Source organism: Arthrobacter sp. NPDC058127 (genome assembly GCF_042884555.1).
Taxonomy (GTDB): domain Bacteria; phylum Actinomycetota; class Actinomycetes; order Actinomycetales; family Micrococcaceae; genus Arthrobacter.
Genome location: NZ_JBHVTT010000016.1, coordinates 94,386 through 119,585, shown reverse-complemented (window position 1 = coordinate 119,585; position 25,200 = coordinate 94,386). Strand labels below are relative to the sequence as shown.

Annotated in this window: 27 protein-coding genes and 1 pseudogene; 10 read left to right on the top strand and 18 right to left on the bottom strand. The window is 64.5% G+C overall.

The features are described 5' to 3' along the window. Nucleotides 1-124: 124 nt before the first annotated feature. Nucleotides 125-910: a GntR family transcriptional regulator gene (locus tag ACFVTG_RS18720; RefSeq protein WP_390282387.1), complete on the top strand. Its 786-nt coding sequence runs from the start codon at nt 125-127 to the stop codon at nt 908-910. Between the two features lie 80 nt (nt 911-990). Here the strand turns inward: ACFVTG_RS18720 and ACFVTG_RS18715 are convergent. Then, nucleotides 991-1,452 (bottom strand): annotated as a pseudogene (locus tag ACFVTG_RS18715) (MFS transporter); the annotation flags it as partial. 206 nt (nt 1,453-1,658) lie between these two features. Here ACFVTG_RS18715 and ACFVTG_RS18710 point away from each other — a divergent pair. Continuing rightward, nucleotides 1,659-2,375, top strand: coding sequence for an alpha/beta fold hydrolase (locus tag ACFVTG_RS18710; protein WP_390282386.1), 717 nt, complete (start codon nt 1,659-1,661; stop codon nt 2,373-2,375). A 31-nt stretch (nt 2,376-2,406) separates the two neighbouring features. Here ACFVTG_RS18710 and nagB read toward each other — a convergent pair whose 3' ends face one another. From nagB to ACFVTG_RS18690, 4 genes are all read right to left on the bottom strand, one after another. Further along, complete coding sequence (nagB, locus tag ACFVTG_RS18705; RefSeq protein ID WP_390282385.1) at nt 2,407-3,186, bottom strand: glucosamine-6-phosphate deaminase; 780 nt, start codon at nt 3,184-3,186, stop codon at nt 2,407-2,409. A 96-nt stretch (nt 3,187-3,282) separates the two neighbouring features. Next, entirely contained in the window at nt 3,283-4,461 is a 1,179-nt protein-coding gene (locus ACFVTG_RS18700) for an anhydro-N-acetylmuramic acid kinase (RefSeq protein WP_390282383.1), read from the bottom strand. A 77-nt stretch (nt 4,462-4,538) separates the two neighbouring features. After that, nucleotides 4,539-5,855: an MFS transporter gene (locus tag ACFVTG_RS18695; RefSeq protein ID WP_390282381.1), complete on the bottom strand. Its 1,317-nt coding sequence runs from the start codon at nt 5,853-5,855 to the stop codon at nt 4,539-4,541. A 66-nt stretch (nt 5,856-5,921) separates the two neighbouring features. Beyond that, a complete protein-coding gene (locus ACFVTG_RS18690; RefSeq protein WP_390282380.1) occupies nt 5,922-6,848 on the bottom strand; it encodes an N-acetylmuramic acid 6-phosphate etherase in 927 nt (308 codons plus the stop codon). Between the two features lie 190 nt (nt 6,849-7,038). Here ACFVTG_RS18690 and ACFVTG_RS18685 point away from each other — a divergent pair, with 190 nt between their 5' ends. Both ACFVTG_RS18685 and ACFVTG_RS18680 read left to right on the top strand, forming a co-directional pair. After that, nucleotides 7,039-7,953 carry a MurR/RpiR family transcriptional regulator gene (locus ACFVTG_RS18685; protein ID WP_390282378.1) on the top strand — a complete coding sequence of 305 codons (915 nt, stop codon included), beginning with the start codon at nt 7,039-7,041 and terminating at the stop codon, nt 7,951-7,953. A gap of 80 nt (nt 7,954-8,033) precedes the next feature. Beyond that, nucleotides 8,034-10,841, top strand: coding sequence for an FAD-binding and (Fe-S)-binding domain-containing protein (locus ACFVTG_RS18680; protein WP_390282377.1), 2,808 nt, complete (start codon nt 8,034-8,036; stop codon nt 10,839-10,841). Between the two features lie 12 nt (nt 10,842-10,853). Here the strand turns inward: ACFVTG_RS18680 and ACFVTG_RS18675 are convergent, their stop codons facing one another. The 3 genes from ACFVTG_RS18675 to ACFVTG_RS18665 form a co-directional block, all read right to left on the bottom strand. Continuing rightward, on the bottom strand, nt 10,854-11,102 hold the full coding sequence (locus ACFVTG_RS18675; RefSeq protein ID WP_390282376.1) for an alpha/beta fold hydrolase: 249 nt from the start codon (nt 11,100-11,102) through the stop codon (nt 10,854-10,856). An 80-nt stretch (nt 11,103-11,182) separates the two neighbouring features. Then, entirely contained in the window at nt 11,183-11,797 is a 615-nt protein-coding gene (locus ACFVTG_RS18670; RefSeq protein ID WP_390282375.1) for a carbonic anhydrase, read from the bottom strand. A gap of 241 nt (nt 11,798-12,038) precedes the next feature. Next, nucleotides 12,039-12,560, bottom strand: coding sequence for a hypothetical protein (locus ACFVTG_RS18665; RefSeq protein ID WP_390282374.1), 522 nt, complete (start codon nt 12,558-12,560; stop codon nt 12,039-12,041). Nucleotides 12,561-12,955: 395 nt separating this feature from the next. Here ACFVTG_RS18665 and ACFVTG_RS18660 point away from each other — a divergent pair, with 395 nt between their 5' ends. Together ACFVTG_RS18660 and ACFVTG_RS18655 are read left to right on the top strand one after the other, a co-directional pair. Beyond that, nucleotides 12,956-13,135: a hypothetical protein gene (locus tag ACFVTG_RS18660; protein ID WP_390282373.1), complete on the top strand. Its 180-nt coding sequence runs from the start codon at nt 12,956-12,958 to the stop codon at nt 13,133-13,135. Between the two features lie 3 nt (nt 13,136-13,138). Next, nucleotides 13,139-13,369: a hypothetical protein gene (locus ACFVTG_RS18655; RefSeq protein WP_390282372.1), complete on the top strand. Its 231-nt coding sequence runs from the start codon at nt 13,139-13,141 to the stop codon at nt 13,367-13,369. 661 nt (nt 13,370-14,030) lie between these two features. Here the strand turns inward: ACFVTG_RS18655 and ACFVTG_RS18650 are convergent. After that, on the bottom strand, nt 14,031-14,789 hold the full coding sequence (locus ACFVTG_RS18650) for a histidine phosphatase family protein (RefSeq protein ID WP_390282401.1): 759 nt from the start codon (nt 14,787-14,789) through the stop codon (nt 14,031-14,033). Between the two features lie 243 nt (nt 14,790-15,032). Here ACFVTG_RS18650 and ACFVTG_RS18645 point away from each other — a divergent pair, with 243 nt between their 5' ends. Continuing rightward, nucleotides 15,033-16,052: an SDR family oxidoreductase gene (locus tag ACFVTG_RS18645; RefSeq protein ID WP_390282371.1), complete on the top strand. Its 1,020-nt coding sequence runs from the start codon at nt 15,033-15,035 to the stop codon at nt 16,050-16,052. On the opposite strand, the gene ACFVTG_RS18640 is transcribed toward ACFVTG_RS18645, so the two are convergent. After that, nucleotides 16,049-16,771: an HAD family hydrolase gene (locus tag ACFVTG_RS18640; protein WP_390282369.1), complete on the bottom strand. Its 723-nt coding sequence runs from the start codon at nt 16,769-16,771 to the stop codon at nt 16,049-16,051. The genes ACFVTG_RS18645 and ACFVTG_RS18640 overlap by 4 nt on opposite strands. 175 nt (nt 16,772-16,946) lie before the next feature. On the opposite strand from ACFVTG_RS18640, the gene ACFVTG_RS18635 reads away from it, so the two are divergent. Beyond that, a complete protein-coding gene (locus ACFVTG_RS18635) occupies nt 16,947-17,459 on the top strand; it encodes a hemerythrin domain-containing protein (protein ID WP_390282368.1) in 513 nt (170 codons plus the stop codon). A gap of 42 nt (nt 17,460-17,501) precedes the next feature. Here the strand turns inward: ACFVTG_RS18635 and ACFVTG_RS18630 are convergent, their stop codons facing one another. The 4 genes from ACFVTG_RS18630 to ACFVTG_RS18615 form a co-directional block, all read right to left on the bottom strand. Further along, complete coding sequence (locus ACFVTG_RS18630; protein WP_390282366.1) at nt 17,502-18,572, bottom strand: YihY/virulence factor BrkB family protein; 1,071 nt, start codon at nt 18,570-18,572, stop codon at nt 17,502-17,504. A 107-nt stretch (nt 18,573-18,679) separates the two neighbouring features. Further along, nucleotides 18,680-19,213, bottom strand: a complete 534-nt coding sequence (locus tag ACFVTG_RS18625; RefSeq protein ID WP_390282365.1) for a DUF3618 domain-containing protein — start codon at nt 19,211-19,213, stop codon at nt 18,680-18,682. After that, nucleotides 19,210-19,635 carry a phage holin family protein gene (locus tag ACFVTG_RS18620; protein ID WP_390282364.1) on the bottom strand — a complete coding sequence of 142 codons (426 nt, stop codon included), beginning with the start codon at nt 19,633-19,635 and terminating at the stop codon, nt 19,210-19,212. The genes ACFVTG_RS18625 and ACFVTG_RS18620 overlap by 4 nt, the downstream gene beginning before the upstream one ends. Further along, on the bottom strand, nt 19,632-20,486 hold the full coding sequence (locus ACFVTG_RS18615; RefSeq protein ID WP_390282363.1) for a hypothetical protein: 855 nt from the start codon (nt 20,484-20,486) through the stop codon (nt 19,632-19,634). Before ACFVTG_RS18615 ends, ACFVTG_RS18620 begins: the two co-directional genes overlap by 4 nt. Before the next feature lie 222 nt (nt 20,487-20,708). Here ACFVTG_RS18615 and ACFVTG_RS18610 point away from each other — a divergent pair, with 222 nt between their 5' ends. After that, nucleotides 20,709-20,882: a hypothetical protein gene (locus ACFVTG_RS18610; RefSeq protein WP_390282361.1), complete on the top strand. Its 174-nt coding sequence runs from the start codon at nt 20,709-20,711 to the stop codon at nt 20,880-20,882. A gap of 427 nt (nt 20,883-21,309) precedes the next feature. On the opposite strand, the gene ACFVTG_RS18605 is transcribed toward ACFVTG_RS18610, so the two are convergent. The 3 genes from ACFVTG_RS18605 to ACFVTG_RS18595 are packed head-to-tail and all read right to left on the bottom strand — an operon-like array spanning nt 21,310 to nt 22,255. Continuing rightward, nucleotides 21,310-21,552, bottom strand: coding sequence for a hypothetical protein (locus ACFVTG_RS18605; protein WP_390282360.1), 243 nt, complete (start codon nt 21,550-21,552; stop codon nt 21,310-21,312). A 12-nt stretch (nt 21,553-21,564) separates the two neighbouring features. Next, the gene (locus tag ACFVTG_RS18600) at nt 21,565-21,990 is read right to left on the bottom strand and encodes a hypothetical protein (RefSeq protein WP_390282359.1); all 426 of its coding nucleotides are present in this window, start codon (nt 21,988-21,990) and stop codon (nt 21,565-21,567) included. Between the two features lie 4 nt (nt 21,991-21,994). Continuing rightward, nucleotides 21,995-22,255 (bottom strand): hypothetical protein, encoded by a 261-nt coding sequence (locus tag ACFVTG_RS18595; RefSeq protein ID WP_390282358.1) that lies wholly within the window; start codon nt 22,253-22,255, stop codon nt 21,995-21,997. Between the two features lie 409 nt (nt 22,256-22,664). Between ACFVTG_RS18595 and ACFVTG_RS18590 the strand changes: the two genes are divergently transcribed. Next, on the top strand, nt 22,665-23,324 hold the full coding sequence (locus ACFVTG_RS18590) for a TetR/AcrR family transcriptional regulator C-terminal domain-containing protein (RefSeq protein ID WP_390282400.1): 660 nt from the start codon (nt 22,665-22,667) through the stop codon (nt 23,322-23,324). Between the two features lie 352 nt (nt 23,325-23,676). Here the strand turns inward: ACFVTG_RS18590 and ACFVTG_RS18585 are convergent, their stop codons facing one another. Beyond that, on the bottom strand, nt 23,677-25,083 hold the full coding sequence (locus ACFVTG_RS18585) for an Nramp family divalent metal transporter (protein WP_390282357.1): 1,407 nt from the start codon (nt 25,081-25,083) through the stop codon (nt 23,677-23,679). Between the last annotated feature and the right edge of the window lie 117 nt (nt 25,084-25,200).

The following is a 25,200-nucleotide window of genomic DNA, read 5'->3' as shown; positions in this document are numbered from 1 at the left end:
CTGTCAGGGCTGCAGGTGTACGTCAGGTGAACAGGAAGGAGCGAGTGAGCGAACTACCGGAGCATTCTCGGCACTGAACCTTTGTCTTACAAGGCATTTCTCGGTCATGTTGTACCGTGGAGGGATGGGTGACAAGGCATTGGAACGGGGTGGCGGGAGCGTGAAGTCCGAGGGCGCCCAGTACAGGAAGTTGGCAGCCAATATGCGCCGCGAGATCGAGGCGGGCGAGTTTGGCAACAACGGACGGCTCCCCAGCGAGGAGAGCCTGGCCGAGCAGTACAAGGTGTCCCGCGGTACCGTGCGCAACGCTCTTGCCCTGCTGCGGGCCAACGGCCTGGTGACCTCCCGGCGCGGGACCCGGCGCGTGGTCTTGGGGACGGCGCGGACCCAGAGTTTCGAGGAGCTCCTGAGCTTCACGGCCTGGGCCCGGGCTCAAGGGGAGGAGCCGGGCGCCCGCACCATGCATAGCCGCGTCCGCGCGGCGACTGTCGCCGAAGCGGAGGCCCTCCAGCTCGACCCCGGGAATGAGGTCACCGAGGTCCTCCGGCTGAGGCTCCTCGGACGGGTCCCCGTGATGCTGGAGCGCACCGTGTATCCGTCCAGGCTCGGCACGGTGATCGGGCGGCTGGCCCGGGACTCCGCCTCTCATACCTCGGCCCTTGACTCCTCCGGCGTCGTGTTCGCGGACAGTGAGCACACCATCGACGTCGTGGCCGCCGATCAAACCGATGCCCAGGCCCTGGGCTGCGTCGAAGGGACGGGCCTGCTTCGGGAAATCCGCCGTGCCACCGATCCCGCGGGCGTGCCCTTGCTGTGGTCCGAGGACAGATTCCTGCCGGGAACGGTGTCCTTCGCGGTGCACAATTCGGCGTCGGTCAGTTCACTCGCCCGCCGACGCGGAATCCGCTGAATCAGGAGTTCCATTGGCGTGAAGCGCCGCCGTGCTGACCTTCGGACCGGGATCATCGGAGGGGCGTGGCGACGGCGGTCAAGGAACGCGGTGGCCATGGCGCCCACGTGGTAGCCGGTCATGGTCCGGGTGGTGGACTTTCCGGCGGAGCCGGCGGCGGAGTAGTCGCTAATGCAGGCGAGCGCCGCGGGCAGGCAGGCGCCCAGCCCGAGCCCCGCAAGCAGCCGCAGGATCGAGAAAACGGCCACGTTCGGGGCGAATGCCACCCCGATGGTGAACAGGGAGAAGCCGGCAACACAGGCGATCAGCAGCTTCCGCCGCCCGAACTTGTCCGAGAGCGGGGCGATGAACAATGCGCCAAGGCCCACGCCCACCAAGGAGATGGTGGCTGCGAGGGTGGCCCCCACGGCACTGAAGCCGAGATCGCCGCTCTTTAGGAGGGTGGGGATCACGGCGCCGAGTACCACCAGGTCGAAACCGTCCAGGACCATGGCAAACCAGCAAAGCCACACGGGCCACTGGGAACGGCGGGGAGATGACATCGTTGGCATAGCGTTCCTCGATATTGCTTGGGAGTATCTGGCCCAGCGGGCCGACGTGAGATTTCTATCACCGCGGACTAATGCGTGTGACACGCTTTACCATTGAATGGAAGCTGGCTGCTGTGGACGCGGCAGGAGGGCGCGTCCACACCATTCAACGGAACCGCGCTGGTGGCGCGCGGGAGACATCACCTAACTTGTGACTCATGACACACTTTGTTCTTATCCATGGCGCCTTCCACGGCGGATGGTGCTGGTCCGAGATCGCCGCCGGGCTCACCCGGGAGGGGCACACAGCCGTAGCTCCGGACCTTCCCGGTGCAGGAGACGATCGCACTCCCGCCGAGGACGTCACGCTCGAGTCCGCTACCGCGCGGATCATCGAGGCACTGAAGGCTTCCCGCGAACCCTCCGTCCTGGTGGCTCACAGCATGGGCGGGATCATCATGACCCAAGTGGCCGCGCAGGTCCCCGAACTGGTCTCCCGGCTCGTCTATGTCACGGCCTTCCGACCCGTCGACGGCGAGTCGCTCCTGGCCCTCACACAGCTCCCCGAGGGCGCGGATGACGGGGTTCAGGCAAACATCACCGTGGCGGGAGACCCGCCGGTGGCCACCTTCGACATGACGAAGTCGCATGAGATCTTCGGCAACGGCGTGCCGGCTGATGTGGCGGAGGCCGCGGCAGCGAGACTGACCCCGCAGCCGCTGTCCCTTTTCGCCACACCGGTCAGCATCGCCGGCGCCGTTCTCCCGCCGGCCGAGTACGTGGTCTGCACCGAGGACCGCGCGATCCCGCCGGCCCTGCAGAAGCTCATGGCCGCGCGCACGCCGGCGGTCCGGATCCACAAGCTGGCCTCCGGGCACTCCCCGTTCTACTCGAACCAGGAGGAACTGCTGGACATCCTGCTCGGCCAGGGCTGAACCTTCCGTGACCGGGAACGTGGCACAGTCATCAGTGCTGCCAGGCAGGTTTGTTCTGGTAGGTGTGGCGGTAGTAGTCGCTGAGTTCGAGGCGGCTGGCCGCCGGTTCGTCAAGGATGACTCGCACGTCGGGGTGGAGTTGGAGGATGGAGCCGGGGCACATGGTTGTGACGGGACCCTCTGCAAGGCGGTGGATGGCTTCGGCCTTCTGCATTCCGCTCGCCATCAGAACGATTGTCTTGGCTTCCATGATTGTTCCGATGCCCTGGGTGAGGACGTGGCGGGGGACGTTATCCGGGCTGTCGAAGAACCTGGCGTTGTCTTTGCGGGTTTGGGGTAGCAGCGTCTTGATCCTGGTCCGGGAGCCTAGCGATGAGCCTGGCTCGTTGAAGCCGATGTGTCCGTTCGCGCCGATGCCGAGGATTTGGACGTCGATTCCGCCGACGGCCCGGATCCGGGTTTCATAGGAGCGGGCTTCGGCTTCAACGTCGGTTGCGTTGCCGTTGGGGTTGTGGACATTGTCCGGCTCTACGTCGACCCGGGAGGTGAACGTTCTGCGGATGACTTCCCTGTAGCTCTCCCGATGGCCGTCGGGGAGGCCTACGTACTCGTCGAGCGTGAAGCACGTCGTTCGGCTGAGGCTGAGCTTGCCTGTTTGGACCCGGCGGCCGAGTTCCTGGTAGAGGGGGAGCGGGGAAGATCCTGTGGCGAGCCCGAGGACGGCGCCAGGTTTGGCGTGGATGGTGTGTTCGATGAGGTCGGACGCTACTTTGCCGGTGGCTTCCGTGTCGGGACAGATGATGATTTCCATTGATCTTTTCTGGTTTCGTGGTCGGGGCGAAGACGGTGACGAACCTGATTGGCTGTCGGCCCTGGGTTTGGCGCTTTGGGCTTTGCAGCCGGCGAATCACATGATGCGAAGCGATGCCGGCGCGCTGACGGTTCGTTCCGGAAGCTGGAGACCGTTGGCGCCCGGGGTGATGTTGCCCAGGATGCTTGGGTGTCGTGCCCCGGTGCAGCTCGGTACTGTGCCTGGAATGCTGTTGAGGGTGAGGTAGCCCAGGACGGCGAACGCAAGGGCTTCCTTGGCTGTAGAGGGCAGGCCGAGATCGTCGGATGTGAGGAGTTCGGCACCTCCGCCTGCGCCGCGCAGTTCTTGGGCGAGGACTTTCATGAGGGTTGGGTTGCGGGTGCCTCCGCCGGAGGCCACTACGGCTGTTCCGCCGACGTTGGCGACGGCCTCGGCCACTGTGCGGGCTGTGAGAGTGACCAGCGTGGCGACGATGTCTTCGATGCCCAGGTTGGAGGTGCCGCTGGAGTCCATGGCCGCGGTGAGGTGGGGCAGATGGAATAGTTCCTTACCCGTTGTCTTGGGTGCGGGCAGGCGGTAGTAGTCTTCGGTGAGCAGTTGCTTGAGGAGGGCCGTGTTGACGGTGCCGCGTGCGCCGAGTTCGCCGTCTCGGTCGTAGGACTGGGCCCCACCGGTCAGCGCGGTGACCGCGGCGTCGATCAGGGCATTGGCGGGGCCGGTGTCAAAGGCTGAGGGTTCCCCGGAGGCGACTGTGATGTTGGCGATTCCTCCGAGGTTGAGCGCGACCGGCCTGCCGGGCAAGTGCCGGAGCCAGAGCGTGTCGAAGATGCTGACCAGTGGGGCACCCTGGCCACCTGCGGCGACGTCGCGGGTCCGGAACCCTGAGACGACCGTGCAGCCAGTGGTTTCGGCGATCCACGCGGGTTCGCCGAGCTGGAGGGTGCCGAGAACCTGACGATCCTGAACCCAGTGGAACATCGTCTGTCCGTGGGAGGCGATGAGCGCTGCGCGTCCGTCGCAGATATCCCTGTTGGCTCGGCTGGCCACCCGGGCGAATTCCTGGCCGATATGCGTGTCGAGCTTGCAGACTTTCTCCATCGACGTGGCCGCGGGGGGCATTTGCGATTCCAGATCTGCCCGCAGGTCTTCCGAATAGCTTTCGCTGATGGAGCCCAGCAGGATCACTCTGAGTTCGTCGCCGTGCCTTTCGATGTCGACTGCGACGGCATCGATCGCGTCGTAGGATGTGCCGGACATCATTCCGATGACGCGCATTGCAAAGTCCTTCTTCCTGTCTTCATAGTGATAGGCGTCTGGCCGGTGCCAAGGCACCGGCCAGACGGTGTGTTTTGTTAGTCCCGCAGGGCCTTCTTGTGGGCCGCGCCGCGCAGAGTCGCCAGGGCGAACACGCTGACAACGCAGGTTGCCATGGCGTAGTAGCCGGGGACGTCCTTGTTGCCTGTGGAGGCAATGAGCGCGGTGATGATGAGTCCCGCGGAGCCGGAGAAGACTGCGTTGGCGAGCGAGTAGGCCAGGCCGAGTCCGGTGTAGCGGACGGTGGTGGGGAACATTTCGGAGAGCATGGCTGGTCCGGGCCCGGCAAGCAGGCCGACGGCTGCGCCGGCGATGAACACCGCCGCGCCCATCATCCATGCAGGTGTCTCCGGGTGCTGGAGGAGCTTCATCAGGGGCAGCGCCAGGATGGCGATGAGGATGGCGCCGGTGAGCATGACCGGGCGGCGTCCCCAGCGGTCGCTGAGGATGCCCGCAGGGATGATGGCGGCGGCGAATCCCGCGTTGGAGAGTACCGTTGCGATGATCGCGGCCTGGAACGTCGCGTGGAGGCTGGTCTGGAGGTACGTGGGCAGGACGACGAGGAAGGTGTAGCCGGCGGCGGACCATCCCATGAGTCGTCCGATACCGAGCAGGATCGCTTTGGCGGTTTCTGCCTTGCTCGGCCGCGCTGCCACGGGCGTAGGCGTGTGCCCGGCGGTGTGGGTGCGCCGGAAGTTGGGGGTTTCCTCAAGCTTGAGCCGGAGGTAAAGAGCCGTCAGGCCAAGCGGGAGAGCCAAAAGGAAGGGGACTCGCCAGCCCCAGGCTGCCAGGTCCTGGGCACTCATGACAGAGGAGAGGAGCGCAGTCACGCCCGCGCCGCCGAGAAGGCCCAGCGCTACGGTGAAGGACTGCCAGGAGCCGTAAAACCCTCGCTTTCCGGTGGGAGCGAACTCCGTCATGAGGGACACCGCGCCGCCGAACTCCCCGCCGGCGGACAATCCTTGGAGGATGCGGACAAGCGTCAGCAGAAGAGGGGCTGCAATGCCCAGTGTGGCGTAGTTGGGAAGGACCCCGATGAGCGTCGTCGCTGCGGTCATGAGCAGGAGGACGATGATCAGCGTGGGCCGGCGGCCGATGCGGTCCCCGATCCGGCCGAAGATCCATGCTCCGATGGGCCGGAAGAAGAACCCGATCGCAAACGACGCGTACGTTTTGACGAGGGCTTCGAAATCGGATGCGCCGGCTGTTGTGAAGAAGTTCGCCGAGACGACGGCGGCGAGGGAGCCGAAGATCGCGAACTCATACCACTCGATGAAGTTCCCTACGGACCCGGCCACGAGTGCGCGGCGGGACTGCCGGGCGTGTGGCTGCTGAACGAGCGTGGAAGTGCTCATAGTTAATGCCTCTGGATGGTTGTGGCGTGTGTGTGGAATAGGTGGTGGCTTGGTGGCCCGCTGCGCTCAGCGGGCCAGATTGGCGACAGCGGTTCGGACGCTGCCTCCGGCTGACTCGAGGGCCTCGCGCGACCGGGCAGGGCCGGCGCCGGTGAGCATCGTGGTAAGGGCGACTTTCAGCTCGCCGTCGGATGCATCCAGGGCGCTGAGGCATGCATTCTCGGGTTGGCCGGTGGCCTCCATGAGGATCCTGACGGTGCGCGAATGAAGCTTCTTGTTGGTTGCGACCATGGAGACCATGAGGTTTGACCAGGTTCGGCCGAGCCTGATCATCAGCGCTGACGAGAAGCCGTTGAGCATGAGCTTTTGGGCGGTCCCGGCCTTCAGCCGGGTTGAGCCGGCCAAGGCCTCTGGGCCCGTCTCGGCAGCCAGAACGTAGTCGGCAAGTGGAGCGAGTTCTGGATTCGCCGCGCATGTAACGAGCGCGGTGACCGCACCCCGTTCCCGCCCTACGGTCAGCGCCGCGCCTACGTAGGGCGTCCGGCCGGACGCGGCGATGCCGACGACGACGTCCCCCGCCCGGACATCGGCTGCGGCTTTAACCCCGTCGTCCCATGAGTCCTCAGCGTTTTCGACTGCCCGGGTCAGGGCGACGTCGCCGCCTGCCTGGTGCGCGACGACCACGCCTTCGGGGAGGTTGAAAGTGGGCCTCAGTTCAGCGGCGTCAAGGACGCCCAACCGGCCGGATGTCCCGGCGCCGAAGTAGTGGACGCGTCCGCCGTTGCGGACGGATGCGGCAGCGGCGTCGACGAGGCTGGCGAGCGTTGGAAGGACCCTTCGGACTGCTTCCGGTGCCAGGCGATCTTCATCGTTGAGCGCTTCGAGGATTCCAAGGGTGCTGCGCTGGTCGAGGTCGAGCGTCCTTGTGTTGCGTTCCTCGGTGCTGATCTTCAGCCACGCCGATTCCTCACCCGTTTGGGGTTGGACAGTCATCCTTGCCTGCCTTTCGTGGAGTGCTATGGATCACAAAGGTAGGCCTCGGAAGCACAAATGTCAACTACTTACGCAAAATCAACTTTGAAGGTAAATTATTTACATGCCTGTGGGGATAGCCCGGTCAGGTAGCGTGTTGAACGCCAGGGGAGCAGCCGTTGTGCCTCGGAAAATCGTGGAAGGAGTTCAGATGGAACGGGCGGAGAACTTGGATTCGTCTCGGACAGTTCTGGTCAGAATCCGCTCAGTCCTGCCCACTCTCCGTCCGTCCGAGCGGGCGGTTGCGGAGGCGATCCTTGCCGAGCCTGCGCAAGCCGCGTCGATGCCCATCGGTGACTTGGCCGGACGTTCCGGAACCTCAACCGCCTCTGTCGTGCGGTTCTATAGGAAGGTAGGCTACGCCGGCTACTCGGAGTTTCGACTGGATCTGGCGCGGGAGGCGGCAAGGGAGAACGTTGCCAACGAGGTGCCTGCAGAGGCTTACGAGGACATCGACAGGTCCGATTCGCTGCAGGACATTGTCACCAAGATCGCTTTCAACGAAACGATGTCAATCACTGACACGGCGCAGCATCTTGACTTGTCGAGGCTGGCTGACGCGGTCGAGGTTATATCGGCCGCGCGGAAAACCGACATTTTCGGCGTGGGTGCCGGGGCCCTCGTGGGTCAGGACCTGCAGCAGAAGCTTCATAGGGTCGGCAGGACGGCATTTAGCTGGTCCGAAGCGCACGCCGCGTGGACTTCTGCCGCACTTCTGGACTCCGGTTGCGTCGTCGTCGGGATTTCGTATTCCGGCGCCACCGCCGATACCGTCGAATTCCTCCGAATCGCCAAAGAAGCAGGCGCAAGGACGATCGCCATCACCAACCACGAAGAATCGCCGCTGGGGCGGGAGGCCGACGTCGTTCTCTGTACCGCGGCGCGCGAGAGCCCTTTCAGGCCTGGCGCGCTCGGAAGCCGGATCGCCCAGATGATGCTGGTCGACTGCCTCTTCGTCGGCATCGCACAGCGGTCCTACGACGAATCCATCACGGCCCTCCGGAAAACCCATGCCGTCATCCAGCCCACGAGGCTCCCCCAAAGCGGTCGCCGGGCGCGTGACTAGCCAAAACAGCAGCAATCGACGGCCCGGCCCACAGCTGGGCGCGTCGATCAGTGCTGCCCTCATCTTCTGAAAGGACCCCCATGACACTGGCGCATGACCTGGCCGCCTTGCTCGGGCAGGACGCAGTGACCACCCGTTCCCTCGACCGGCACGCGATGGCCCACGACGCATCCCACTACCTCCTGGTCCCGTCGGTCGTCGCTGCCCCGAGCACGGCCGAAGACGTAGCGGGCCTCCTCGCGGCCTGCGCGCGTCACAGCACCCCCGTGACGTTCCGCTCGGGCGGCACGAGCCTTTCCGGCCAGGCCATCACCGCGGGCGTCCTCGCGGACACGCGCCGCAACTTCGGCGGGATTGAAGTGCTCGACGGCGGCGCCTCCGTCCGCGTCCAACCTGGCGCTACGGTGCGGGCCGTCAACGCACGGCTCGCCCGCCACCGCCGCGCCCTCGGCCCGGATCCGGCGAGCGAGATCGCATGCACGATCGGCGGCGTCGTCGCGAACAATTCCTCGGGCATGCACTGCGGCACGGAAGCCAACACCTACCGGACGCTCAAGTCCATGCGGTTCGTGCTGCCCTCGGGGACGGTCATCGACTCAGGTGACCCCGCGGCGTCGGCTGAGTTCGCCGCCCGGGAGCCGGAACTCCATCAGGGCCTGACACGGCTCCGCCGCCGGATACTGGCGTCCCAGGATTCCGTGGCGAAGATCCGCCATCAGTTCTCGATGAAAAACACGATGGGCTACGGCCTCAACGCGTTCCTCGACTTCGAGGACCCCCTCGACATCTTCGTGCACCTCGTCATTGGCTCGGAAGGAACGCTCGCGTTCGTGGCCGAGGCCGTGTTCGAGACGGTCGAGGTCAAACCACACGTCGCGGCGGGGCTCCTCGTGTTCCCCGGCGTGCACGCCGCGGCGAGCGCGATCCCCGGGCTCGTGGCCGCCGGAGCGGATACGGCCGAGCTCATGGATGCCGTGTCCCTGCGCGTCTCGGCCCGCCTGCCGGACTGCCCCGAGGAGATCCGAGCGTTGGACCTCGCCGACCCCGCCGCACTGCTCGTCGAATTCGCGGCCACGGAGACCGAGGAACTCGCGGAACGCACCCGCGCCGCGGAGGCGCTCTTCGCCGGGCTCGGCCTCGCGCAGCCAGTCGCGATGACGCGGGATCCGCGCGAGCGCGCGGCCCTGTGGAAGGTCCGCAAGGGCCTCTACTCGACTGTGGCCAGTGCCCGGCCCTCCGGCACAAGCCAGCTCCTCGAGGACATCGCGGTTCCCGTGCCTGCCCTCGCGCAGACATGCCAAGATCTTGCGGGTCTGCTGGCCCGGCACCACTACCGCGATCCGGTGATCTTCGGCCACGCGAAGGACGGCAACCTGCACTTCATGCTCAACGAGGACTTTGGCCGCGGGGACACGCGGCGCTACGAAGAGTTCACCGAGGATCTCGTGGACCTCGTGCTGGGTGCCGGAGGAACACTGAAAGCCGAGCACGGGACCGGACGCATCATGGCCCCCTACGTGCGGCGCCAGTACGGCGACGAACTCTACGCCGTGATGCGGGAGCTCAAGGACCTCGTGGATCCGCGCGGCATCCTCAACCCCGGCGCCGTCCTCTCCGACGATCCGCGCTCCTACCTCGATCACCTCAAGGTCACCCCCACGGTCGAGCAGGAGGTGGACCGCTGCGTCGAGTGCGGCTACTGCGAGCCCGTGTGCCCCTCCCGTTCGCTCACCCTCACCCCGCGCCAGCGCATCACGCTCCGCCGCGACGCGGAGCTGGCCCGGGCGGAGGGGAACGAGGCCCTGGCCCGGGAGATCCTCGACGGCTACGAATACGACGGAGTCTCGACTTGCGCCGTCGACGGCATGTGCGCAACCGCCTGCCCTGTCGGCATCAACACCGGTGACCTCGTGCGCCGTCTTCGCTCCGACGCCGCAGGGCGCATCGAATCCGCCGCCTGGAACGAAGCCGCGCATTCCTGGGGTGCGGCATCTCGAATCGGTGGGGCCGCGCTCAGTGTCGTGAAAGCGCTGCCCTCGGCCCCGATCGAGGGCGCCACGCGCATCGCCCGGAAGCTCATCGGCGAGCAAATCCCGGCGTACGACGCCGGACTGCCAGGAGGCGGCGTCAAGCGTCCCCAGCGGCGCGACACCGACGCCGAGGCCGTGCTGTTCGCGGCCTGCATCGGTACGATGTTCGGCTCCGAGGAAGGAGGACACCCCGGCGGCGCCTCCGGGGCGTTCCTGGATGTATGCGACCGTGCCGGCGTCAAGCTCCGAACCCCCGAGGGTCTCGCATCGATGTGCTGCGGCACCCCATGGAAATCCAAAGGCATGACCGCAGGCTGGGAACATATGCGGAGCATCGTAGTCCCAAGTCTCGTCGAGGCGAGCGACGGCGGCAGGATTCCCATCGTCGTCGACGCCTCCTCATGCGCCGAGGGCCTCATGATCATGCTCGGCTCCGCGTCCGAGTCGAACGGCCTTCGAACTGTCGACGCGATCGAATTCGCCGCCGGCCTTCTGCCACGCCTCGATGTCCGCGCACGCATCCCGTCCCTGGCACTCCACCCGACATGCTCGAGCACAATCGCCGGAACCACGCCGCAGCTGGCGGAAATCGCCGAGCACATCGCCGACGAGGTCTACACCCCGCTCGAGGCCGGTTGCTGCGCCTTCGCCGGAGACCGCGGACTCCTGCACCCCGAACTCACCGCCGCGGCCACAGCACCAGAGGCCGCCGAGATCGAAGCCGCGGAACGGGCACGGGGCGGACGATTCGCCGAATACGCCTCCTCGAACCGCACCTGCGAGATCGGGCTCACACGGAGCACCGGCCGCCCGTACCGACACATACTGGAAATCCTCGCCAAAGCCACAATGCACTGAATCAACCCAGGATCAGCGCCAGGGTCGGCGGACCCGTTCGGGAATCTCTGCGGACCGTCCATAACCCGTGAGGTCAGGGCAGACGACCTCGAATCCAGCCTTCACCAGCCGGGGTGCCACCCGATGCCAGGTCGCAGAGGTCCTGGGGTGTCCGTGAAGCAACAGGACGGGGCAAGCCTTCACCGCCGTGCCGGACGAACGCGCTTGACGTCCCGATATCGATGCGTTCTTCGACGAAACCCTCGTACATCTCTTCAGCATGCCCCATATCCGGTCATCGCGCCGTGGCTGGTTCTTTAGCGCTTCTCATTCCCGCGCGTTGCGGTCGTTGTCCTGTGGCTTTAGAGGCTGCCGAATGAGGAGACAAGCTGCGCCCGGCCCTCTTTGAGCCGGTAGGCGACGCCTATCACCGCGGTGGAGGAATCGTCGACCGCGTCGGAGATCACCCGTGAACTCTCTAGGAGCCGGCCAGCGGTCTGCTTGGCGTGTTCGACGACCATGTCATTGACGTCTGCCTTGTCTTCACGTAGCGAGGTCAGTACGGACGGGGTGATCCGTTCGACCAGGTCGCGGATGAAACCCGAGGGCATCTGCCCGGTCTCCACGGCATCTTTGGTTGCTGTCACGGCGCCGCAGTTGTCATGTCCGAGGACGACGATCAGCGGGACGTTGAGGACCGAGACGCTGTACTCGAGCGATCCTAGAACCGCGTCGTCGATCACATGCCCGGCCGTGCGGACCACGAAGACGTCGCCAAGGCCAAGATCGAAGATGATCTCCGCGGCCAGGCGGGAGTCCGCGCAGCCAAAGATGACTGCGAAGGGGTTTTGGGTGTTCACAAGAGCGTTGCGCCGAGAGGCATCCTGGTTCGGGTGCACCGAGTCTCCGGTGATGAAACGGGCATTTCCTTCAAGCAGGCGCTGCCATGCTTCGGACGGGCTGATTCCATTAGTCACCCTGCTTACTTTACGGGAGCATCCCGAAGGATCTCAGCGGTCGTCGGCGGAGCCTTCGCCCTGGGTGGCTTCTTTTGCGGTGTGTCCTCCGCCGGGTCCGCGGAGGACGCGGGCTGCACCGACTGCGAGGAGCATGCCGGCGAATAGCCGTTCCCGACCCGGCGAGGGCGGAAGACAGGGCCCGGCTTCAACAAAGCCGGGCGCTTGGGCCGCGTGTGGAACCCGCCCGTGGCCGGGATGCTCACTGGCTTGCGTCGGTGAACCGTTCCGGGCTTGTTTCGGCCAGGAGGTCCTCGAGTTCGCGTAGCTGTCGGGTGGCCCGTTCAAGAAGAAGCGTGACCTCCTCGTGCCTGATGTGCGGGTCGGTGGCGGAGAGGCGGAGCAGGGTCTTCCAGAGCAGTGATTTGCCGGTGACGGCGCTGATGAGGGCTTCGAGTTCGAGTTGTTCGGCGGCGCCGGACCTGGCGTGCAGTGGATTGGTGGGGCCGAGGGAGCCCAGGAGCGCCGCTGCCCAGGCGAAGGGTTTCTTGTAGGCGGGGATGCCCAGGCCGAGGCTGGCGGTGATGGTTTCAAGGGCGGTTTTGTCGGTGCGGACTTCGGTGCGGATCCGGGCGATGGTTTGGGCCCGGGCCGAGTCCTTCCAGGTTCTGGCGGCCTGGCCGAAGAGACGATCGCCTGCCGCGGCGGCTATCTGGTGGCTGTGCAGGTAGGCGGCCAGGGAATTCTCGTCGTTCGTGCTCCGGCCGGATTGTCTGGTCTTCATGTTGATGCACCTTTCGTTTCCGTGTTCACCCTGTATACGGGCCCTAACGTTCTGCGAGTTGTTGTCGGAGCAAGCGGGGCGACGTTCGGGTGCCGGAGACACACCCTGCGCAGTTCGTGGGCCATCCCGCGCAGCTGGAGCTGCCAGTGCGCACGCAGCGCGATCCTGCAGTAGAGTCGCCCCCGTCCCGCACCGGGCTGCGTGCCGTGCCCGCCGTTGCCGGCATGTTCCATGATCATTTCCGAAGGTCCGCGAGCCGTCGAGAACGGAATCCCCCGAGGCCCGCCCCGGCCGGAACGGAGGTCTTCCAACTCTATGCTAAGCATGCTTACTATTCTGTTGCCAGTACATCTGGTTCTTGATCCGTAGCCGAACTTGTTGAAATGAGAACGACGATGACAGAGAACCAATGGCCGCGGGATGGCGAATGCCCCTGGTCGTCGGCCGACGAGAAGACGCCGGCGTACAGACAGCGGTCCTGGGAGTGCATCAGCGACGTGGTGCGTTGGCAACGTGCCTCGGAAAGCGACCAGGATCCTTCGAGCAAACCCGGCTGGGCTGGGCCGGAGGAATGACCCATGAAATCTCTGAAGGACCAGAAGAAGTTCAGGAACATCAAAGCCGGTGACTTAGTAGAGATCCAGGGACTGAGCTTCAAGGTCCGTTCCGCGGAACCGGGAGGCCGGACGATAGAACTCGAGCTTGAGGACGAAGCCGGAGGCGTCATCACCCTCAACGGTGTCCCCGATGCGCGGATTACCTCGTTTCGAAATCCGGGCAGCACGACCGTGGTTGCTTCGCCGCCGTAGGCGGAGCTTCAGGCCGGCCGCTGAAGGCGGGGCCACGGATCCCGTGAGCAATCCCAGCACTTGGAAAGACCGTCTTGCCGGGGGAGTCCCCTCAGATCGCCGGGAATTCAAATGGAAGGTCCTCGAACTCGAGGTCGGCAAGCACGATGACGCCCATTTCCGCCCGACCGTGTACTCACGGTTACGTGCGGCCACCAGATTTCTCCGAAAACGAAATGGCGATATAGGGCCAGGAAGGCCGCTCAGGTTCTGCCTTCGGCCTTTAGACCGGCCTTCCTCCGGCGTTCCGACGTTGTCGTCGGAGGTGGATTCTGCTCGATGTCAGCGGCGACGGCCATGTGCCTGTTACCTGCTTCCAAGGCCTCGCGGGCCCCGCCAATCTTCAACAGCGGCGATGCGATCGCTTCAGACCTTTCCGCACCCCTGCGCACCTATCTCGGTTCAGTGATGGGCTGGCGCTGGCGGCCGCTCACCGGCAGCTGTGATTGACATATTCCCGTGCCCCCGCGCCCCGTGCCCCGTGCCCGCGAGAAGAGCGGCGCCAGGTGTTTTCCGGGCGCCACCGATGACCAACACGGTGCCCCGCTGGAGCTTGCCCGAGCCCGTTTCCGGGAGAGGCCAACTGCGCAAAAGTGTCGGGGTTACCGGGGTGGCCGGGAGGTCACCGGGGATGGACATCGGCGTCGCTTCCGTGCTCTGTGAGGGTGACTCCTTGCTCCGTGAGATGGTCGGCGACGTTGAAGCTCTCGAGGGTCCAGGGGCCGTGACCTTCGGCGCGCACGTAGCGCGTGAGGGAAGCATTCAGAATGGTGGTGGTGGCTGCCATATCCAGGAGTTCCTGTTCGGAAAGCCCTTCCAGAAGGTAGCGGAACAACAAGATCAAGGCGTCATGACCGACCAGGAGGACGCGCTGTCCTCCGGAGAGTTGTGCGATCTCGGAGAAAAAGCTCCGCAGCCTCAGGGCGACGTCGGTCCAGGATTCACCACCCGGGGGCCGGTAGTAGAACTTCCCCAGCCAGCGCCGAGGCCGGGCCGCTTCGGGAAGCCTGAGCTCCACGCCCCGTGCCGTCAGCATGTCCAGGACGCCGAGCTCGCGGTCCCTGAGCCGCTCATCGACGACTACCGGGACTGTCCAGCCGGCGGCGGTGGCGATAATTTCCGCGGTTCGGCGCGCCCGGGCGTACGGGGAACACCAGACCACGTCCGGGCGCTCGGACAGCAGGAGCCGGCTAAAGGAACTGCCCAACGCCGCAGCCTGCTTGTAACCGATCGGGGACAGGTCGACGTCGGCATCCCGCGCCGGGACGTCAATGACTTCTGCTCCGGACAGCCCGGCCGCGGAAGCGGCAACGTTTCCCAGGCTCTCGCCGTGCCGGACCAGCATTAGTTCGACGGCTCCACGGTCGGATCGCGCCCGCATGCTATCGCTCACAAAGAATCTCCGCCGAGAAGGGGCCGGGCTGCTTCGTGCCACCCCGGTCGCCACACGATACCGACCACTCGTAGGAATGGCCATAGCGTGCGGACATGAAGATAAGCATGCTGATGATCTTGTGCGCTCCCGCCGCCGGTTTTAGGTTTTAAGACGTACTGCATCTCAACTCTCCGGGCTTTGCGCAGGGGACCCGGATGATTCTCACGACGACCAGATGGAGGACCAGCGATGGCAGAAAGCAACTTCCACGAGGACGACCAACAGGCGGCACAGCTCTTCGGCGACGCGGATTCGGGTGCAACCGAGCTGGACGATGATATTGCGACGGCGTTGGAAAACCAAATAGTAGGCGACCCGGACTCTCCCGAGGACGTGAAGGATCCCCGGACCTTGTATCCCGAAGCTCCGTTCGTACCCCAGCCCCAGGACTACCCTGGCTGGACCGACGCGATGCGTCCCCGCCCGGACCATGGGGAAAGCACATACGTCGGACACCATCGCATGGAAGGGTTCCGGACGCTGATCACCGGCGCGGATTCCGGTATCGGAAGGGCCGCTGCGATTGCCTATGCCCGGGAAGGAGCCGATGTTGCCTTCACCTACTTGCCCGAAGAAGAACAGGACGCCGTGCACACCGTGCAGCTGATCGAAGACGCCGGGCGCAAGGCCCTCGCGCTGCCCGGCGATCTCCAAGACGAGGCTTTCTGCCAGGACGTCGTCTCCCAAACCGTTGCCGAGTTCGGCGGGCTGGATGTCCTCGTGAACAACGCCGGCTATCAAATGAGCACCGGCGAAGGAATCGAAGACCTCACGAGCGAGCAGTTCGACCGGACCTTCAAGTCCAACGTCTATGCCCTCTTCTGGCTGACCAAAGCCGCCCTGCCCCATCTGAAGCCAGGTTCCGCGATCATCAACGTGTCCTCGATCCAGGGCTACCACCCGAGTCCAAGCCTCATCGATTACGCTGCGACCAAAGCAGCCATCATCAACATGACGTTCTCCCTGGCAGAGTCCTTGGGCCCGCGTGGAATCCGCGTCAACGCGGTGGCTCCGGGACCGATCTGGACGCCACTTCAGCCCCCGACCCAGCCGAGGGAAAAAATAGTGCACTTCGGCCAGGACACGCCCCTGGGGAGGGCGGGGCAGCCTGCTGAACTGGCGGGGACCTTCGTGCTGCTGGCGAGCGGGGAGGCAAGCTACATGTCGGGATCCGTCGTCGGCGTCACCGGAGGAAGACACTTGGCCTAGATTGACGGGTTCGGTTGTGCCCCATGCCGGTGTGCGAGTTTTCCGATGGAGCTGGCGTCCAGGCGCTGGAGCAGTGCCCGGGGACCCGAATAGACTTCGCCCGCTCCGGATTCAAAAAGCTCGGCCGCACTGATTCCTCCGCAGGTGACGCCGATCGTTTCGATGCCGAGCCGGGCCGCAGCCTGGACATCCCAGACGGAATCCCCGACAAACACCACATCTGCCGCGTCCAATTGCAGTTTTTCAAGCGCGGCGACAAGGATGTCGGGGGAGGGTTTGCTCTCGGCGGCGTCAGCTGAACTCGTCACGCAGTCGATCCAGGGTTCGGCATCGAGAACGCTTCGGAGCACCTGAAGATCCCGCTCATGCGCCGAGGACGCCAGTGCCACCGCCAGGCCGGATTCGGCGCATGTTCGCAGGAGGGTCCTTGCGGACTCGAAGGGGCGGATGGCCGGCCAGAAGGTCGAAAATATCGCCCCATGCGCGTTCTTGACGGTATCGCGGACACCTTCGTCGGACTTCACCGGGAGCAGCCGCTCAAGCAGCTTGTCGCCACCCATGCCGATGTGCCGGTGGATCAAAGCCATGGGCACCTCCAGTTCCTGCTGCCGGAGGGCCTGCCACCAAGCGATCGTGTGGAAATAGGTGGAATCTACCAGGGTTCCGTCGACATCGAACAGGACTCCGGCGTGGTTGGCGCCTTTCGATTGTTCCTCCATTGGTGACAACCCTTCTTTGTCCTGCTTGTAGGCTCGACCGCCTTGCTCGCGGGGTGCAAGGGAATGCGGTAAGTATACTTATTGAAGTAACAAAGAGCCTCCCTGAGATGCTGATACTGGGAAATTGCTCGCATTGGCCGAAGGGGCATCTGGACCTGCATCGAAAGGACCGGCGATGGACATAACCGATGTGATTCTCCACGATCACGGGGAGCAGCGCCGTATGTTTGCGCTCCTCGACCAGATGCATGATTCTTCGGCTTCGGATCTTGAAGCAGTTTGGTCGCGGCTACGCATACTGCTTGAGGTCCATGCGAAGGCTGAAGAGCTGCTGTTCTATCCCGAGCTGCTTTCGCTGGGCGAGGGCGCTGGTGGCAAGGACTCGCCGGAGGACGAGACGAGCGATGCCATTCATGACCACAACGAGATCCGGGACGCGATCGCGGCCGTGGGCGCGCATGAGGCCGGCTCCGCGCAGTGGTGGCGTGCAGTGGCAAAGGTCAATGAGGTAAACGGTGATCACATGGCGGAAGAAGAACGCGAGGGACTGAGTGATTTTCGCCGCCATGCCAGCCTTGACCTCAGACATGCCATCGGATTGGGCTTCTGCATCTTCGAGGCCGCGCATGCTGGCGGAATAACGGGCCGCGACCTGGATCCGGATTCCTACGTCCGAGAGCATCAATAACAGTCCAGGGACTGGCCGGCCAGTCGGTGCCCGGTGGAAGGTTCAGTTTTCCTCCGGGCGCTTCTGTTCGCGGAGCTCTTGTCCGAGGTGGACTTCCTTTTCTTCCTGCTCCTGTAGTTTTTTGCTGCGCTTGGTGCCCCTGGGCGGCAATTGGATGGTGTCTTCGGCGCTGATTCCTGCCTGCAGTTCCCGTCCGCGTTCCATTTCGGCGTCGAACTCCGCGCCGAACAGGAGGGACATGTTCAATATCCATAGCCATAGGAGCGCGATGATCACGCCGCCTATGGCTCCGTAGGTCTTGTTGTAGCTGCTGAAATTGGCTACGTAGAAGGCAAAGCCCAAGGAAGCCAGGATGAACACTAAGAGGGCAATGAACGAACCGATGCTCATCCAGCGGAACCTGGGCTGTTTCACGTTCGGAGTGGCGTAGTACAGGACGGCGATGATCACGATGACCAGCAGGACAATGACCGGCCATTTGGCGAAACTCCACACCGACAGGAGGTCTCCGCCGATTCCGGCAGCGGTCCCTGCGGTTTCGGCAACGGGCCCGCTGACCGCCAGCATGCCGGCGATCAGTGCCACGATGGCAACTCCGAGGACGGTGACTCCGAGCATGGTTGCCCGGAGTTTGACGAAACCGCGCCCTTCGTCTACCTCGTAGACCCGGTTCATGGCCCGGCTGAAGGCTCCCACATAGCCTGACGCGGACCACAGAGCGGTGGCGAGCCCGATGACCAGGGCGAACCCCGCCGATCCCGAGGTGGCGAGCTCTTCGATGGGCTGGCGGATGGCATCAACCGTTGATCCCGGGGCGATGCTTCGTACGACATCGAGTAGCGCGCCCGTGGTCCTTCCTGCCTGACCGAAAATTCCTAGCAGGGAGACGAGGGCAAGAAGGGCCGGGAAAAGTGAAAGCACCGCATAGTAGGTCAGGCCCGCTGCGGCGTCGGGGCATTGGTCCTTGCCGAACTCGCGCAACGTTCTCTTGGCGATATACGTCCAGGTTGGCTTGGCGACGTCTGCGGGACTGGCCGGTTTGCGGGCATCGTCCGCCGCGGGGGCTGTTTGGGCCTTGACCGTGCTCTGTCCGGCTGGGTGTTCCGAGGTCATGGGTATCCCTCATTCCGATACGGCAGGAGGCGTGCCGTCCCGGTCGCGCGGAAACTCCTTTCGTGCGAACGGGGATGGTCGGCACGCCTCCGCCGGGATCAGGTTGGCTAGATACGGTTGGCTGTGTCTGTTGCGGTTTCGGTGACGTCGGAGACCGCGGTTTGGCTCTCTTTTTTGACGTGATCGGCTGCGTCGGTAGCGGCGGCCTTGACGTTCTCCAATGCCTCCTGGGCGGGTTGCTGGAGATCCTGTGCTACGTCCCTCGCAACGCCGGCGAGTTCGGTGGTAAGGGGTTCGGCGGCGTCCTTGAGGGCCACTACCGCTTCCTTTTCTTTGTCGCTGGCAGGGATGAGGGAGGCCACCAGCAATCCTGCACCGAAGGCCATGAGCCCCGCAGCCAGCGGGTTTCCCTGCGTTTTGCCGGCCAGGCGGTGGGGCACGTCGCCGACTGCCGCCCCGGCGTCGTCGGCTGCGCCCATGATGTTCTCCTTCACTCCGAAGACGGCGTCTTTGACTTTCTCCGTCTGGCGCCGGACAACGTGCGACGGCGTGACCTTGTCCGCGACGGCGTCGACGTTGGTGCCAAGCCGGCGGCGGGTTTCTTCGATTTCTGAACGGATGTCATCCGGGTTTTCACTCATCGTTGTTCCTCGCGTGGTTTGAGTGTTTCTGGGATTTCCTGAATTGTTTCGGCTGTCTGGGGCATGCCCTTGACGGATTTGAGTTGCGAACGGCCCTGGGTCGCCAGGACGGCGGCGATGATCGCCCAGAGCACGGCCACGACGACGGCGGACCACCCCAAGCCGATCAGCCCGCCCAACGCATACCAAAGGGCCAGGGACAAGAAAAGGAGGACAAAATGCCCGGCAACGCCCGCGCCGGCGAGCATTCCGGCGCCCCTGCCCGCCCGGGTGGCGGACTGTTTCAACTCGACCTTCGCCAATTCCACTTCCTGGCGGATCAAGGTGGAGATGTCCTGAGTCACCTCTCCCAACAGATCGCCAAGGGAAGTCGACTCCGCTTTAGCGTGCGCCGGTGTCGGCGGGAATTCACTTTCGGTCATCGTGGCCCACCACTGTCAGGACCCGCTCCGAAACGGGGCTCAGCCTCGCTTGGTTCCTGTCGGGGCGTGCCGTATACGGGATCGGGCGGGTACATTTCGGGAGCCGCTTGACCGTCCTGGTTCAATGACTCGTTTCCGCTGCCGTATCCGGCTGTCGTGACGTCCGGGCCCGGGAGCTGGACCGGGGGAGGGGGCACTGTCATTCCTGCCCCGGGGACGAAGCGGCGGTCCGTGTTCCGGCCTGAGTCCGGCGCGGCGCCGTCGTCGGCTGTTTTTCCTGTGGAACCGTCTGAGCCGGCGCTCAGGCCCCGGCCCAGCCGTCCGGCAAGGACGCCGGCCCCGGCGGCGAGCAGGAGGAACGTGCCCGGGCGCCGCCGGGCGAAGGTCTTCACCTCTTCCACCACTGAGCCCGGCTCCCTGTCGTCCAACCACCGTGCCACGGTCGATGACCGTTCGGCTGCTTGTCGGACCAGATCTGTTGCCACGCCGGGATCCTCTGAGGCGTCAGCCATGGAATGAAGCTCCTCCGAGACAGACCGCAGCCCAGCGGCAACCTTTTGCTGCTGCTTCCCGGCCTGGTCCGTCAGGTCCAGTTTTGCCTGCTCGAGAAGGTCCTTCGCGTTTGCCTTCACCTCTGCCGCAACGTTGGCCGCCTCCGCCTTTGCGGTTTCGACCACGGTCGTCGCCGAGTCTTTGGCCTGTCCGGCGGCGTTCCCTGCCTCATCCTTGATCGTATCCAGCGTGGATGGATCCGTCCCCGCCTCGGGCGAAATGGCGTGTGCGCCCGGCGCGGATTGGGTGGTCGGGGATGAGGCGTAGCTCCCGTCCTGCGGCCATTGGTTCTCTGTCATCTTCGCTCTCTTTCCAAAAAGGTCTGCTGCGGATCAAGAACCAGAAATACTGGCCTTTAGATACTAAGCATGCTTAGCTTCCCAACGGAAGCCCCTCTTCGCGCGGATCTGGCGACCACGAGGGCCGGCGACAAGTAGCAAGTGGGGTCCGAGATGCTCTCTGCTGCTCGTGACCGACCCCCAACGCTCGACAGCGCCCACCCGCGGGGCTACCTTGGGCACATGGGCCAAGAACGTGCTGAAGGGACCGAAGAACGCGACGAGGAAGATGCGGGACAACACGTTGCGCCTGAAAGCATGGGCAGCGAGCTGGATCCCGACTTCGTGCCCGACGAAAGTCGGGAGAATCCCAATCAGAAGCGGGCGAGGAATCATCCTGAAGAGACCGGAAGCTGAAAGCTCAATTATCAATTTCAGGGGGAATGGGCGGATATGAGCGCAGGGAAAAGCGGGCCGGACTAACCAGTCCACGACGGCGTCCAGAACGTTGCAGATCCGATACCCAAGGAACCAGCCGGTACCCCGGCGGCCGATGGTTCCTCCAAAGGTTCGGAGGCGGCAGGCCATGCAGAACCCGGGGGCGACGATCTCGGTGTAAATGATCCGACCGGCCCGGCCGAAGAAAAAGACGATGCTTCTCCCGATCAACGCGGGCTTACAACGGAGTTGGGACCGAGCGACTAATTGGCTCGGCATGACGGCGACCGAAGTCTGGCCGACGGCGCGGAAGTGCCGTCTCTGCCGGCGTTGCGACGCCTCAGCGGCAAGGGAAACGGAGTGGCCGGCCATTTTCGGCCCGGCACAGCATTCGCATATCCGCAGTTCAGTCGCGCCAGGTGACCGTGATGGCCTCACCTTCGGGCACGGCCTTGATGTGCAATGCGACGTCCAGGCCCCCGGGATCACGGCACGGGTCGGTGCCTGTAGTAGCGATGACCTCCTGGATCAGTTGGCTCAGGGCAAGGGCCGTCGCCCGGCCCCAGTCCTCCGGGTGGGTGCTGGATGCCTCCACGGTCACCGAATGGACGGTTAAGTGCTCGGGGTCTGTCTGAATATCGGTCTCCATCTGCCTTTGTGGCTAGCGCGGTCTTTCCATTTGGAAGCCGCACCGGCACCGCAGTACCCGGGTGCGGAGGTAGGCCCCGAGGAAGTCCGTCGGCCGTGGCTGGGTTGAGAGTGGCATATGTGAACTTCTCAGGTCCGGATCGGTCGGGGACATGGGTTCCCCGCAGTGGATGTACTCGGCGCCCAGGTGGAGGACGTCCTCGTTGGTGGTGGTCCGGGCCAGGACTGCGGCGACATAGCCTGCCGTGGTGGACAGGACGCGGGAGCCGCCGCACTGGGCGCAGGTGAAGGCGACGGCGAGGGTTTCTGTGCTGCGGTCCATGATGGCGATGGAGTCCACGACGAGGTGCAGGTCAGTCTCGCACGTCTGGCACCAGGGCTGCTTGCCCCGGGGCTGGTGAGAGTCCCGGGGGAGGTAAGTGTCCGAGATGGTGCTCAACGGATCAGACCAGGTTCGGGTAGCTTGCCAGGATGTAATCGGCGGCGGCCGGTCCCCTCATGCGGAGCCTGGTTCGGCCGGGGTGGATGCCTTTGGTCTTCATCACGGCCCAGAAGGCGCTCTCCGGCTGCGGTGCGGACTGGTGCAGCAGACACCAGCTCGTGTACAGGCCGTATAAGGAATCCCGTCCGAGCGTCGGGTCGGAGGGGTCCTCGGCGGTGATGGTGGCTTCTTCAAGGAATTGGTCCAGCTGCGTATCAGCCATGGTGGCCCTTTTTCGCGGGTGCATTGATGCTGCCATGTGGCTATAGCAGCTGAGCCCCAATGCGTGCACACGGCATCGGAGCGGTCACCCGGTTCGGTGGAACTCTGCGGTTCGGGCGGTCTGTCGCGTTGTGCGCAGTCACGGGCTTCTGAAGCAGTACGCACGGCCCGTGGCCGTGCGCCGAAATCCGCTTCGTGAAACCTGCGTAGGAAATTGTCTACGATGTATACTTTACGCGTAGACTACAAAGTAAGCAAGCCTTTTCCGCCGTAGGAACCAGCCACGAAGAGATCAGAAGACGAGATCAGAACAGGATGGAAACCCCGTGCCGACCCCGAAGACTCCGGACGATTCTTCAACTGCCGGCGAGAAGGCCGACGGGAAGAAATCTGCCGGGGAGAAACCCAGGCTGAGCCGGGACCTTGTACTGTCCACTGCCCTGGCACTGGTGGACGCAGAAGGACTCGACGCGCTCACCATGCGCCGTCTGGGGCAGGAACTGGGCCGGGATCCGATGAGTCTTTACCGGTACGCCGCCAATCGTGCTGCGCTCCTGGACGGAGTGACGGAGCTGGTTCTGAAAGAGCTTTCGATCTTCCCGGACCGCCCGGATTGGCAGGCACAGCTGCGGCAGATAGCCCATGACCTGCGTCTGTTGGCGCTGCGGCACCCGAACGTCGTGCCGTTGCTCGTGACCCGCCCGCTGTCGACGCCCTTGGGCTTGCGTCCGCTGGGAACGCTGCGCCCGCTTGAGCAGATCCTCTCTTTGCTGATCGACGCCGGGTTCGCCCCCGCCGACGCGTTGCACGTCTACCGGGCCTACTACGGTTTCCTGTACGGCCACATCCTCAATGAACTGCAGGAATTCATCGTGGATCCGGAAGAAAACGAAGCGCTGCTCCGCCTTGGCCTGCACCGCCTGCCGGCGAAGGAATTTCCCCGCCTCCGCGCCCTTGGCCCGGTGCTCGCGGACTACGACGGGGAAGCCGAACTGGACCAAGGCATCAGCATCCTCCTCGCCGGACTCGCAGCACCCCTCATCCAGGAAAAAACCACCCCCAGACCCTGACTGGGGCGTGGACCTCAACGGTTCTGCGGCATTCGGCGGCGAGGTCGCTGACGCGGGCCTTGGCATGAACTTCCTGCCGCTGGCCCCTTTCAGATTGGACAAGAGAACTTTATGGCGACCTCACATTTTGAACAATTCCTTCGTGATGCCACGGTCATGGATAAAACGTACCGCCCCTGGAACCGGACTTCCTCTATGGCGTGTACACATTCGGTCCGCCAGGGCGCGCTTCGGGGCCTAGCCGGGTAGCAGCCGACGGCGGATGACAGGGCCTGCCGCGATGGACTACATCCTGACTAGCTACCCCGCGTCTGGCTAGGTCCATGGATACCGGGCGGGGCTTGCTTCGGTCTTAGGCTGTGCCGGTGACTGTTGTCCAGATGCCGACGGCGCCCGCGACCACCATGATGGCGGTGGTGGCCCAGCCGAGGGTGGCTGCAAGTTTCCCATTGCGGTAGTTGCCCATGAGGTCTTTGTCCCGGGAGATGAGCATGGTGACGATGAGGAATGGTGCGGCGGCGATTCCGTTGATGATGGCGCTGAGGACCAGCAGTCCGATGGGGTCGGAGTCGAAGAGGCTGATGATGACGCCGCCGATGATTCCTACGCCGAGAAGCACGTAGAACGTGCGTGCGTTGCTGGGGCGCCGGTCGAAGCCCCAGTTCTTGCCGAGCAGTCCGGCCAGTCCGGCGGAGCCGGAGGCCGCGAGGACGGGGATCGCGAGGATCCCGGAGCCGACGAACCCGGCCGCGAAGAGGAACTTGGCTGCAGGTCCCGCGACGGGTTCCAGGGCCTTGGCCGCGTCGGCTGCGGTCTTGATGTCCGTGCCGTTCTTTCCCAGGGTTGCCGCGGTGGCCGCGATGATGGCGAACATGACCAGGACGGAGAAGAACATGCCGATGAAGACGTCCGCGCGGGCGTTGCGGAGTTTGCGGTGCGCCGGTGCCGGGGCGCTTTCCTCCAGGCTGACTGGTCGGGCGTTCCCGTGGTCTTCTTCCCGGAGTTCCTCGATCCGGTGGGCGCTTTGCCAGAAGAACAGGTAGGGGGAGATCGTCGTTCCCAGGACCGCGACGATCAGTCCGAGGTAGTCCCAGCTGAAGCGGAATTGCAGGCCCAGCAGGCCCGCCGCAACGTCGGGCCAGTCCACGTTGGACACGAACAGGACTGCGACGTAGGCCAGCAGGGCCAGGCAGAGCCATTTGAAGACCTTGGCAATGACGGCGAACCCGCCGGCAACGAGGACAACGGCGATGCCGATTCCAGCGATCGCGCTCCACAGCTGGGCCGGGCCGGCACCGAACAGTTCCATGCCCTGTCCGACCGCCATCAGGTCCGCCGCCGCGTTCAGGGTGTTGGCCCCGAGCAGCGCCACGATGAGGATCGCGATGACCACGCGCGGTTTGCGGGAGAACTTCCGGCGGGCCAGCCTGCCCAGGCTGTCCCCGGTGGCGAGGGCGGTGCGGTCGCAGATTTCCTGGACGGCCATCATCATCGGCAGGGTCACCGGCGCGGTCCAGAGCATCCCGTTGGAGAAGGTGGCGCCGACCTGCGCGTAGGTCGCAATTCCGGACGGGTCATCATCGGCCGAGCCCGTGACGAGGCCCGGGCCGAGCAGGCCGAGGAACCGCCCGACCGGTGAGCGTTTCGCGCCCGTGGGGGGCTGACCCCCGCCGGAAGAATTCTCTGCCTTGGGGCCGCTCGCTGGGGTTCTCGCTGGGGTTTTGCGGGGTTCAGGTTCGGGAGCTTCCATGGAACTCATGTCCTTCTCCTGCTCTTCACGTACGCTTATACTAAGCGTGCTTATCATTCTGGTTCTTCCATCAGCATAAGGCAAGAAAGCCATCCACGGTCACGGCGCCAGTCCACGGTTCATTCG

What these genes read in the sequence shown, in the direction of transcription:
- ACFVTG_RS18720 (WP_390282387.1), top strand. Translation starts at nt 125, where the DNA reads ATGGGTGACAAGGCATTGGAACGGGGTGGCGGGAGCGTGAAGTCCGAG.
- ACFVTG_RS18710 (WP_390282386.1), top strand. Translation starts at nt 1,659, where the DNA reads ATGACACACTTTGTTCTTATCCATGGCGCCTTCCACGGCGGATGGTGC.
- nagB (WP_390282385.1), bottom strand. Translation starts at nt 3,186, where the DNA reads ATGGAAATCATCATCTGTCCCGACACGGAAGCCACCGGCAAAGTAGCG.
- ACFVTG_RS18700 (WP_390282383.1), bottom strand. Translation starts at nt 4,461, where the DNA reads ATGCGCGTCATCGGAATGATGTCCGGCACATCCTACGACGCGATCGAT.
- ACFVTG_RS18695 (WP_390282381.1), bottom strand. Translation starts at nt 5,855, where the DNA reads ATGAGCACTTCCACGCTCGTTCAGCAGCCACACGCCCGGCAGTCCCGC.
- ACFVTG_RS18690 (WP_390282380.1), bottom strand. Translation starts at nt 6,848, where the DNA reads ATGACTGTCCAACCCCAAACGGGTGAGGAATCGGCGTGGCTGAAGATC.
- ACFVTG_RS18685 (WP_390282378.1), top strand. Translation starts at nt 7,039, where the DNA reads ATGGAACGGGCGGAGAACTTGGATTCGTCTCGGACAGTTCTGGTCAGA.
- ACFVTG_RS18680 (WP_390282377.1), top strand. Translation starts at nt 8,034, where the DNA reads ATGACACTGGCGCATGACCTGGCCGCCTTGCTCGGGCAGGACGCAGTG.
- ACFVTG_RS18675 (WP_390282376.1), bottom strand. Translation starts at nt 11,102, where the DNA reads ATGCTGAAGAGATGTACGAGGGTTTCGTCGAAGAACGCATCGATATCG.
- ACFVTG_RS18665 (WP_390282374.1), bottom strand. Translation starts at nt 12,560, where the DNA reads ATGAAGACCAGACAATCCGGCCGGAGCACGAACGACGAGAATTCCCTG.
- ACFVTG_RS18660 (WP_390282373.1), top strand. Translation starts at nt 12,956, where the DNA reads ATGACAGAGAACCAATGGCCGCGGGATGGCGAATGCCCCTGGTCGTCG.
- ACFVTG_RS18655 (WP_390282372.1), top strand. Translation starts at nt 13,139, where the DNA reads ATGAAATCTCTGAAGGACCAGAAGAAGTTCAGGAACATCAAAGCCGGT.
- ACFVTG_RS18650 (WP_390282401.1), bottom strand. Translation starts at nt 14,789, where the DNA reads ATGCGGGCGCGATCCGACCGTGGAGCCGTCGAACTAATGCTGGTCCGG.
- ACFVTG_RS18645 (WP_390282371.1), top strand. Translation starts at nt 15,033, where the DNA reads ATGGCAGAAAGCAACTTCCACGAGGACGACCAACAGGCGGCACAGCTC.
- ACFVTG_RS18640 (WP_390282369.1), bottom strand. Translation starts at nt 16,771, where the DNA reads ATGGAGGAACAATCGAAAGGCGCCAACCACGCCGGAGTCCTGTTCGAT.
- ACFVTG_RS18635 (WP_390282368.1), top strand. Translation starts at nt 16,947, where the DNA reads ATGGACATAACCGATGTGATTCTCCACGATCACGGGGAGCAGCGCCGT.
- ACFVTG_RS18630 (WP_390282366.1), bottom strand. Translation starts at nt 18,572, where the DNA reads ATGACCTCGGAACACCCAGCCGGACAGAGCACGGTCAAGGCCCAAACA.
- ACFVTG_RS18625 (WP_390282365.1), bottom strand. Translation starts at nt 19,213, where the DNA reads ATGAGTGAAAACCCGGATGACATCCGTTCAGAAATCGAAGAAACCCGC.
- ACFVTG_RS18620 (WP_390282364.1), bottom strand. Translation starts at nt 19,635, where the DNA reads ATGACCGAAAGTGAATTCCCGCCGACACCGGCGCACGCTAAAGCGGAG.
- ACFVTG_RS18615 (WP_390282363.1), bottom strand. Translation starts at nt 20,486, where the DNA reads ATGACAGAGAACCAATGGCCGCAGGACGGGAGCTACGCCTCATCCCCG.
- ACFVTG_RS18610 (WP_390282361.1), top strand. Translation starts at nt 20,709, where the DNA reads ATGGGCCAAGAACGTGCTGAAGGGACCGAAGAACGCGACGAGGAAGAT.
- ACFVTG_RS18605 (WP_390282360.1), bottom strand. Translation starts at nt 21,552, where the DNA reads ATGGAGACCGATATTCAGACAGACCCCGAGCACTTAACCGTCCATTCG.
- ACFVTG_RS18595 (WP_390282358.1), bottom strand. Translation starts at nt 22,255, where the DNA reads ATGGCTGATACGCAGCTGGACCAATTCCTTGAAGAAGCCACCATCACC.
- ACFVTG_RS18585 (WP_390282357.1), bottom strand. Translation starts at nt 25,083, where the DNA reads ATGAGTTCCATGGAAGCTCCCGAACCTGAACCCCGCAAAACCCCAGCG.